This window comes from Luteibacter sp. P4_D7_3, from assembly GCF_056401735.1.
The window spans coordinates 24,801-33,435 of the sequence record NZ_JBFUIT010000016.1 but is presented as its reverse complement, the minus strand read 5'-3'; the positions used below and the strand labels follow the sequence as shown (position 1 = coordinate 33,435).

General features: G+C 65.6%; 4 protein-coding genes and 1 riboswitch. Of the genes, 2 read left to right on the top strand and 2 right to left on the bottom strand.

Features of this window, described 5'->3' with window-relative positions:
- Nucleotides 1-97: 97 nt before the first annotated feature.
- Nucleotides 98-1,528, bottom strand: a complete 1,431-nt coding sequence (gene ahcY, locus AC1DSN_RS03395; RefSeq protein ID WP_213949718.1) for an adenosylhomocysteinase — start codon at nucleotides 1,526-1,528, stop codon at nucleotides 98-100.
- An 18-nt stretch (nucleotides 1,529-1,546) separates the two neighbouring features.
- A riboswitch (S-adenosyl-L-homocysteine riboswitch) is annotated at nucleotides 1,547-1,627 on the bottom strand.
- A gap of 94 nt (nucleotides 1,628-1,721) precedes the next feature.
- On the opposite strand from ahcY, the gene ppc reads away from it, so the two are divergent.
- The gene (gene ppc, locus AC1DSN_RS03390; protein WP_477329583.1) at nucleotides 1,722-4,427 is read left to right on the top strand and encodes a phosphoenolpyruvate carboxylase; all 2,706 of its coding nucleotides are present in this window, start codon (nucleotides 1,722-1,724) and stop codon (nucleotides 4,425-4,427) included.
- A 173-nt stretch (nucleotides 4,428-4,600) separates the two neighbouring features.
- Nucleotides 4,601-6,583 (top strand): methyl-accepting chemotaxis protein, encoded by a 1,983-nt coding sequence (locus tag AC1DSN_RS03385; protein ID WP_477329581.1) that lies wholly within the window; start codon nucleotides 4,601-4,603, stop codon nucleotides 6,581-6,583.
- Between the two features lie 145 nt (nucleotides 6,584-6,728).
- On the opposite strand, the gene AC1DSN_RS03380 is transcribed toward AC1DSN_RS03385, so the two are convergent.
- On the bottom strand, nucleotides 6,729-8,603 hold the full coding sequence (locus AC1DSN_RS03380; protein ID WP_477296118.1) for an ATP-binding cassette domain-containing protein: 1,875 nt from the start codon (nucleotides 8,601-8,603) through the stop codon (nucleotides 6,729-6,731).
- Nucleotides 8,604-8,635: the final 32 nt, after the last annotated feature.

Genomic DNA, 8,635 nt, shown 5'->3' with positions numbered 1-8,635 from the left:
CGCGAGTACCCATTCGCCGATGAATCGGCTCCTACGACAGCCCGGACAAAAAAAGGCGCCCCGAGGGGCGCCTTCGATATCGCAATGAAGCGATGGATCAGTAGCGGTAATGATCCGGCTTGTACGGGCCTTCCACCGGCACGCCGATGTAGTCGGCCTGGTCCTTGGTCAGCACGGTGAGCTTCACGCCGATCTGCGCCAGATGCAGGCGAGCGACTTCCTCGTCGAGCTTCTTCGGCAGGCGGTACACCGTCTTCTCGTAGGTGTCCTTGTTGGCCCACAGGTCCAACTGCGCGAGCGTCTGGTTGGAGAAGCTGTTCGACATGACGAAGCTCGGGTGGCCGTGGGCGCAACCGAGGTTCACCAGGCGGCCTTCGGCCAGCATGTAGATGGCGTTGCCCTTGGCGAACGTGTAGCGGTCGACCTGCGGCTTGATCGTCTCGCGGGTGACGTCCTTCGCGCCGTTGAGGCGGTCCATCTGGATTTCGTTATCGAAGTGGCCGATGTTGCAGACCAGGGCGTTGTTCTTCATCGCCGCCATGTGCTCGAGCGTGATGATGTCCTTGTTGCCCGTGGTGGTGACATAGATGTCGCCGAGGCCGAGGGTCTCTTCGATCGTGGTGACCTGGAAACCTTCCATCGCCGCCTGCAGGGCGTTGATCGGATCGATTTCGGTGACGATCACGCGGGCACCGAAGCCCTTGAGCGAATGCGCGCAACCCTTGCCCACGTCACCGTAACCGCAGACAACGGCCACCTTGCCGGCGACCATGAGGTCGGTCGCGCGCTTGATGCCGTCGGCCAGCGACTCACGGCAACCGTAGAGGTTGTCGAACTTGCTCTTGGTCACCGAGTCGTTGACGTTGATGGCCGGGACCAGCAGCTTGCCGGCTTCGGCGAGCTGGTACAGGCGATGCACGCCGGTGGTGGTCTCTTCCGAGACGCCGCGCCATTCGGCGGCGACCTTCTTGAACCAGCCCGGACGGGCGGCGGCGGTGCGCTTGACCAGGTCCTTGATGACCTGCTCTTCGTGGTTGCCGCTGGGCGTGTTGACCCAGTCGCTGCCGTCTTCGAGTTCGACACCCTTGTGGATGAAGAGCGTCGCGTCGCCGCCGTCGTCGACGATGAGCTGCGGGCCGAGTTCGCCCGGGTGGGTCAGCATGTCGAGCGTGCAGTCCCAGTACTCTTCCAGCGACTCGCCCTTCCAGGCGAACACCGGCAGTTCACCCTCGGCGAGCGCCGCGGCGACGTCGTCCTGGGTGGAGAAGATGTTGCAGGATGCCCAGCGCACCGAGGCGCCCAGCTCGCGCAGGGTTTCGGCGAGGACGGCGGTTTCCTTGGTCACATGCAGCGAGCCGGAGAGGCGCACGCCCTGAAGCGGCTTCTCCTTGGCGTAGCGCGCACGGATCTGCATCAGGCCCGGCATTTCTTCTTCGGCCATACGGATGCGACGGCGACCGAGGGCGGCCTGCGTGATATCGCGGACCTTGAAGTCCTGGAATGCGGTGTCTTTGGTAACGGCGTTCATGGGGCGTAGCTCCGATTGGTTACGGGGGCGCCGTTGTACAGGAGGCCGCGCCGAGCCTGGCCTATGGGGGATCCCATGGTCGCAGCGCCCCTCGGCGGGCAAAACGGTCTCCCATTGTATCGCGGAATCCGGATGCAGGGATGAACACACTTTTTTAGGTACTCTCGGGGTTCCGATGACTGCAGAGCGCCCGATGGAAGCCGCACGCGATCCCGAATTCCTGCCCCACGACGGCCCCCTACGCGAGGACGTGCGCCGCCTCGGTACCCTGGTTGGCCAGATGCTCGCCGAGCAGGGCGGCCAGGCCTTTTACGAGCGCGTGGAACATGTAAGGACGACGGCCATCCACCGCCGGCGCAGTGGCGCCRCCGTGGATGCCCTTGCCGAGCCGCTGACCGGCCTGGAGGCGGCCGACGCCGAATCGCTGGCCCGCGCCTTTGCCACCTACTTCCAGGCGGTGAACACGGCCGAGCGCGTTCATCGCATTCGCCGTCGTCGCGACTACCAACGGGAAGGCGGCGCGCCCCAGCCGGAGTCGCTGGCCGCCGTGCTGACCCGACTCAAGAAGGACGGGGTCAGTCGCGAGGAGCTCACCGCGCTGCTCGGCCGCCTGGATGTCGAGCCGGTCTTCACCGCGCATCCCACCGAGGCCGTCCGCCGCTCGCTGCTGGAAAAGGAGCAGGAGATCGTGCGCGCGCTGGTCGACGAGTTCGACCCGACGCGTACGCCGCAGGAGCTTCGCGACGACGACGCACGCATCCTGATGGCGCTGTCCGCCGGCTGGCAGACGGCGGAGGCCTCGCCGGTACGGCCGAGCGTGCAGGATGAGTTCGATCATGTGGGCTTCTATATCGCCCGACCGATCTACCGTGTGCTGCCGGCGCTTTACGAAGCGCTGGAGCAGGCCATCGCGGAGACCTACGGTGAAGGCGTGACCCTTCCGCGTCTGCTGCGTTTCGCCACCTGGGTCGGCGGTGACATGGACGGTAATCCGAACGTCAATGCCGAGACCATTGCGGCAACGCTCGGTGCGCAGCGTTCCCTGGTGCTGGAGCGTTACCTTGACGACGCCGGCGAACTGGGTCGGCTGCTCAGCCAGACCGACGACCGCGTGGCGCTCGACGACCAGCTCGTTCGCCGGCTGGAGCGCTACCACGACGAACTCCCCGCCGCCGCGGCGGCTATCCGTCCGCGTCATGCGGATATGCCGTACCGAAGCTTCCTGAAGTTCGTCGCCGCGCGGCTCGACGCGACGTTGCACGAAGAGGCCGCGGCGTACGCCTCGGCAGACCAGTTCATCGACGACATCGCGCTGATCCAGAAGAGCCTTGTCGCGCACGGCGGCAAGCATGCCGGTGCCTACGTTGTCGGGCGCCTGCTCTGGCGCGCGCGTACGTTTGGCTTCCACCTGGCTCGTCTGGACGTACGCCAGGATGCGCGTGTGCATGACGAAGCGCTGTCCGCACTGCTCGACGACGCGGAGTTCGCGAACCACGACACGCCCACCCGGGTAAAGATGCTGCGTCCCTACGCCGCCGGCGAGCGCAGTTTCGTCGCCGGCGATGGCAACGAGGCCGCGACGATGCTGCGCGATGTATTCGCCACCCTGGCGGATTCGCGCAAGCGTTACGGCCACGAGGCTACAGGCCTGTACATCATCAGCATGGCCGAAAGCGCGGCGGACGTGCTCGCCGTGCTGGCACTGGCGCGGCGCGGCGGCCTGGTCGAAGACGGACGCGTGCCGCTCGACGTCGCGCCCCTGTTCGAGACCATCGACGATCTCGCCGGCGGTGCGGAAACCCTGCAGGCCCTGCTCGACGACCCGGTCTATCGCGAGCACCTGAAGGCCCGAGGCGATCGCCAGTGGGTGATGCTCGGCTACTCGGACAGCGGTAAGGACGGGGGCACGCTGGCGTCGAAGTGGAGCCTGCAGCGCGCCCAGGTCGATCTGCTCGAGGTAGCGGAGAGGGCCGGCATCCGTGTGGCCTTCTTTCATGGTCGCGGCGRCTCGGCCAGCCGTGGCGGTTCACGCATCACGCCGGCCCTGATGGCCTCGCCGCGGGGTTCCGTCGGCGGCGTGCTGCGCGTCACCGAGCAGGGCGAGGTGATTCATCGCAAATACGGTATTCGCGCGCTGGCCGTGCGCAACCTCGAGCAGACGCTGGGCGCGGTGATGCGCGCCTCGCTGCGCCCGCGCGACGTGGAAGTACGCGAGCCGGGCTGGAAGGACACCATGGCGAAGCTCTCGGCGGAAAGCCGCAAGGCGTATCGCGCCTTCGTCGATACCGAAGGCTTCGTCGATTATTTCCGTGGCGCCACCCCCATCGACGTGATCGAGCGCATGACGCTCGGCTCGCGTCCCGCGCGCCGTCGCAGCATGAAGGGCGTCGAAGATCTGCGCGCCATTCCGTGGGTATTCTCCTGGACACAGTGCCGCGCCGTGCTCACCGGGTGGTACGGCCTGGGCAGTGCCCTGGATGTCGTGGCGAAGGAGTGCGGGGAAGAGCATCTCGTGAACATGGCACGCGAGTGGCCCTTCGTCTCGACCATGCTGGACGACGTGGAAATGGTGCTGGCCAAGGCAGACATCGACATTGCCGAAGCCTTCTCCCGACTTGCCGGCCCCCTGCACGAGCGCTTCTTTCCGATGATCCGCGCGGAGTTTGAAAGAACGGTGGCCTGGGTCCTCAAGCTCAAGGGTGCCGACGAATTGCTTGCAGGCGATCCGCGCCTGGCCACGTCGATCCGCCTGCGCAATCCCTACGTGGACCCCATGAGCCTTCTCCAGGTCGACCTGCTCAGGCGCTGGCGCGCCACGGGCGGCAAGGACGATGCCCTGCTCAATGCGCTGGTGGCCTGCGTCAATGGGGTGTCGCAGGGTCTGCAGAACACCGGCTGAGCGATTTGCCAGACAAGAACGATTTGCCAGACAAATCGGTGAGACGGCGGTTTTCGCCGTCTCACCAGCCCAGGAGAATGCGCCCCAAGGCCTAAAGTCCGCCGGAAGTCTGCCGACAACGCCGGTGTAAGGGTGTCCGCAAGGGATGCCCGATGACTTCGCAAAGGCTTCATATGAACAGGATCGGTAGTCGCGCCTTTGCGCGCAGCATGAGCGTGGGCGCCCGCCTGACGCTGCTCGTCGTCGGCATCGTGGCCCTGGGTGTCGCGGCACTCACGATCGTGGTGACCACCATGGTCTCGCGGGAGCTGGAGACGCGTGCACGTGACGACCTCGCGCGGGGCAACCGGGCCATCATCGCGACGGTAAACACCTTCAGCGGTGCGTTGCTCGCCGAATCGGATCGCTTCCTCGGCCTGTTCGAGAGCTATTACCCGGGCACGTTCTCGGTGGATGACAAGCACCGCGTGACGATGGGCGGGCATACCGTGCCTACCCTGTTGCATGACGGCAAGGTGCTCAACGGCGAGTTCGGCCAGGTGGACGAGTTCTCGTCGCGGGCGCATGTGGTCGCGACCCTGTTCGTCCGCGACGGGCCGGACTTCATTCGGGTCAGTACGTCCCTCAAGAAGGAAGACGGCTCACGCGCAGTCGGTACGTCGATCGACCACGCCCACCCGGCCTTCCCGCAGTTGCTGTCCAATAAATCGTACGGTGGCCCCGCGGTCCTGTTCGATCGCCCGTATATCACGCGTTACGAGCCGATCCACGACGCGTCCGGCAACGTGATCGGCGCCTGGTTCGTTGGTGTCGAGATCACCAGTGAGATGGCCAATCTTTCCCAGGAGATCGCCTCGATCCACATCGGCCAAAGCGGCTATTACTCGGTTATCGATGCCAGCGCCGGCAAGCGCTACGGCACGTTCATCGTGGATCCGATGATGAAGGATGCCGCCGCCCGGATCGACGGTGCGGCGCTGAAAGTGATGGATGTGGACGGTCAGCCGGTGTTCGGCCGCATGCTGTCAGGCAAGCAGGGCGAATTGCGTTACAGCGCCAGCGCGGACGGCCATACGGTGGATCGTCTTGCCATCTATGCCACCGATCCGGCCTGGAGCTGGCTGGTCGCCGGCACCGTTGACATGGACGAACTGTATGGGCCGGTGCGACATCTGCGCATGGTGGCGATCGGTACCGCTATCGGCATGGTCGCCGTGCTTTGCCTGCTGCTCTTCATCGCGATCCGTGCGCGTATCACCCGGCCGCTGTCGCACGCGGTCGAAGCGGCCAGGCGGCTTGCCGAGGGTGACCTTACGGCACGCCTGGAGACCACGCGTGGCGACGAAATCGGTCAGTTGATGCGTTCCATCGACGGCATCGGCGACGGACTCGGCGACATCGCCCGCTCCGTGCGCAAGGCGGCGGCGAGCATGGCGGGAAGCACGTCGGAAATCGCGGCGGGTAACGCCGATCTGTCCACGCGCACCGAAACCCAGGCGCACGAGTTGCAGATGACGGCGTCGAGCCTCGACGAGTTGACGCGTACCGTGCGTGACAACGCCGGCAATGCAGCGCGCGCCAGTACGCTGGCCGAACATGCCAGCGTCGCCGTACAGCAGGAGGCGGGCGCGATGCAGGGGGCGGTCGAGGCGATGAACGGCATCCAGGCCTCCGCCCAGCGTATTGCGGACGTCATCGGCATCATCAACGGGATCGCCTTCCAGACCAACATCCTGGCGTTGAATGCGGCTGTCGAGGCCGCTCGCGCCGGCGAGCAGGGCAGGGGCTTCGCCGTAGTAGCCGAAGAGGTGCGCAACCTCGCCCAGCGCAGTGCGACGGCGGCGAAGGAGATTGAATCGCTGATCACCGAATCGGTCGAGCAGGTTGACGCTGGCCATGGCCTGGTCACCGAAGCGGGCCGCAACATGACGACGGTGCTCGGCCGTATTCGTGACGTGGCCGACCTGATGGGCAGCATCAGCCGGGCGACGAACGATCAGTCCGAGCAGATCGGCCGAATCAACCACGCCGTCTCGCGCATGGACGATTCGACCCAGCAGAACTCGGCGCTGGTGGAGGAGGCCGCTGCTGCGGCAAAGAGCCTGGAGGATCAGGCGGGCGAGTTGGCGCGGGTGGTGGAAGTGTTTCGGTTGTAACGGAGGAGCACCGGCGAGTAGGAGCATCGCCGATGAATCGGCTCCTACCCCGATGAATCGGCTCCTACCGAGCGGGATGCTGCGACCTGCTCGGTAGGAGCCGCTTCAGCGGCGAAGGGTGCTCGCGATCACGCGTGTTGCGCGATCAACCTTCCAGCTCTTCCCACCGCGCGAATGCGGTATCCAGCTCGGCCTGAACCTTCGCCAGTTCCTCGTTGCCGCGAGTGATCGCCGCGGCATCCTGCTGGAAATATTTCGGATCGTTCATCGCCGCCGTGCGTTTCGCGATCTCGGCCTCGAGCTGCTCCAGCTTCGCCGGCAGGAGATCCAGCTCGCGCTGCTCCTTGAACGACAGCTTCTTCTTCGGTGCGGTAGCGACTACCGGTGCCGGCGCCGGCGTGGGCGCCGGTGCGGACTTCGCATTCGATGCACGCGCCGCGGCGATGATCGGCTTCTGACGCAACCATTCGGTATAGCCGCCGATGTACTCGCCGACCTGGCCATCGCCCTCGAGCACCAGGGTGCTGGTCACCACGTTGTCGATGAAGTCGCGGTCATGGGACACGAGCAGAAGCGTGCCGGTGTAATCGCCGAGCAGCTCCTCGAGCAGTTCCAGCGTTTCCACGTCGAGGTCGTTGGTCGGCTCATCCATCACCAGCAGGTTGGACGGCTGGGCGAACAGCTTGGCCAGCAGCAGGCGGTTGCGCTCGCCACCGGAGAGACGGGTGATCGGCGCGCGCGCACGTTCCGGCGAGAACAGGAAGTCCTGCAGGTAGCCGATGATGTGCTTGCGCTGGCCGTTGAGCTCGATGTACTCGCGGCCTTCGGCCACGTTGTCCAGCGCGTTCAGGGTGTCGTCGAGCGTGGAGCGGTGCTGGTCGAAGTAGGCGATCTGCAGGCCCGTACCGAGCGTCACTTCACCCTGCTGAGGTTTGAGCTCGGCAAGCAGGATCTTCAGTAGCGTGGACTTGCCCGCGCCGTTCGGTCCCATGATGCCAACGCGGTCGCCGCGCATGATGGTGGTCGAAATATCGCCCAGCAGCGTGCGGCCGCCGTAGGCCTGGGTGATGTGCTTGGCGTCGACCACCTTGCGTCCACCCGCCTGCGCAACCGCGAGCGTGATCTTGGCCGTACCCGACTGCTCACGACGCTCGGCGCGCTCGTTGCGCAGCGCCTTCAGCGCGCGCACGCGGCCTTCGTTACGGGTCCGTCGTGCCTTGATGCCCTGGCGGATCCAGACTTCTTCCTGGGCCAGCTTGCGATCGAAGTGCGCGACGGCCTGGGCTTCCGCATGCAGGCGCTCTTCGCGGCGGCGCAGGTAATTGTCGTAGTCGCCCGGCCAGCTGGTCACGTTGCCGCGGTCGATCTCGACGATGCGCGTGGCCAGTGAACGCAGGAAGCTGCGGTCATGGGTGATGAAGACGATGCTGCCGCTGAAGTTCTTCAGGAAGGTTTCGAGCCAGGCGATCGCCTCGATGTCGAGGTGGTTGGTCGGCTCATCGAGCAGGAGCAGGTTGGGGTCCCGCACGAGTGCCTGACCCAGTAGCACGCGCCGTTTCATACCACCGGAGAGGTCGGCGAAATCGGTATCGGCGGGTAGCTCCAGCCGCTCGATCACCTGCTCCACGCGCGACTCGAGGTCCCAGGCGTTCAGCGTCTCGATCTTCGTCTGGACTTCGCCCAGCGCGTCCATGTCGCCCGCTTCGAGCGCGTGATGGTAGCGGGCGAGCAGATGACCCAACTCGCCCAGGCCATCGGCCACGACGTCGAACACACTGCCCGTGGTGTCCTGCGGCACTTCCTGGGTCAGGCGGGCGATGCGGGTGCCGCCCTGCAGGCGGATCTCGCCGTCGTCGGCATGGATTTCGCCGGCGATCAGCTTGAGCAGGGTGGACTTTCCGGCGCCGTTGCGCCCGACGATGCAGACACGCTCGCCGGCATCGAGGGAAAGATTGACCTGTTCGAGCAGGAGCGGGCCGCCGACGCTGTAGTCGACATTGAGGAGTTGGATAAGGGACATCCGCCCATTCTACCCGCCCGGGGCCCTCAAGG

What these genes read in the sequence shown, in the direction of transcription:
- AC1DSN_RS03380 (WP_477296118.1), bottom strand. Translation starts at nt 8,603, where the DNA reads ATGTCCCTTATCCAACTCCTCAATGTCGACTACAGCGTCGGCGGCCCG.
- AC1DSN_RS03385 (WP_477329581.1), top strand. Translation starts at nt 4,601, where the DNA reads ATGAACAGGATCGGTAGTCGCGCCTTTGCGCGCAGCATGAGCGTGGGC.
- ahcY (WP_213949718.1), bottom strand. Translation starts at nt 1,528, where the DNA reads ATGAACGCCGTTACCAAAGACACCGCATTCCAGGACTTCAAGGTCCGC.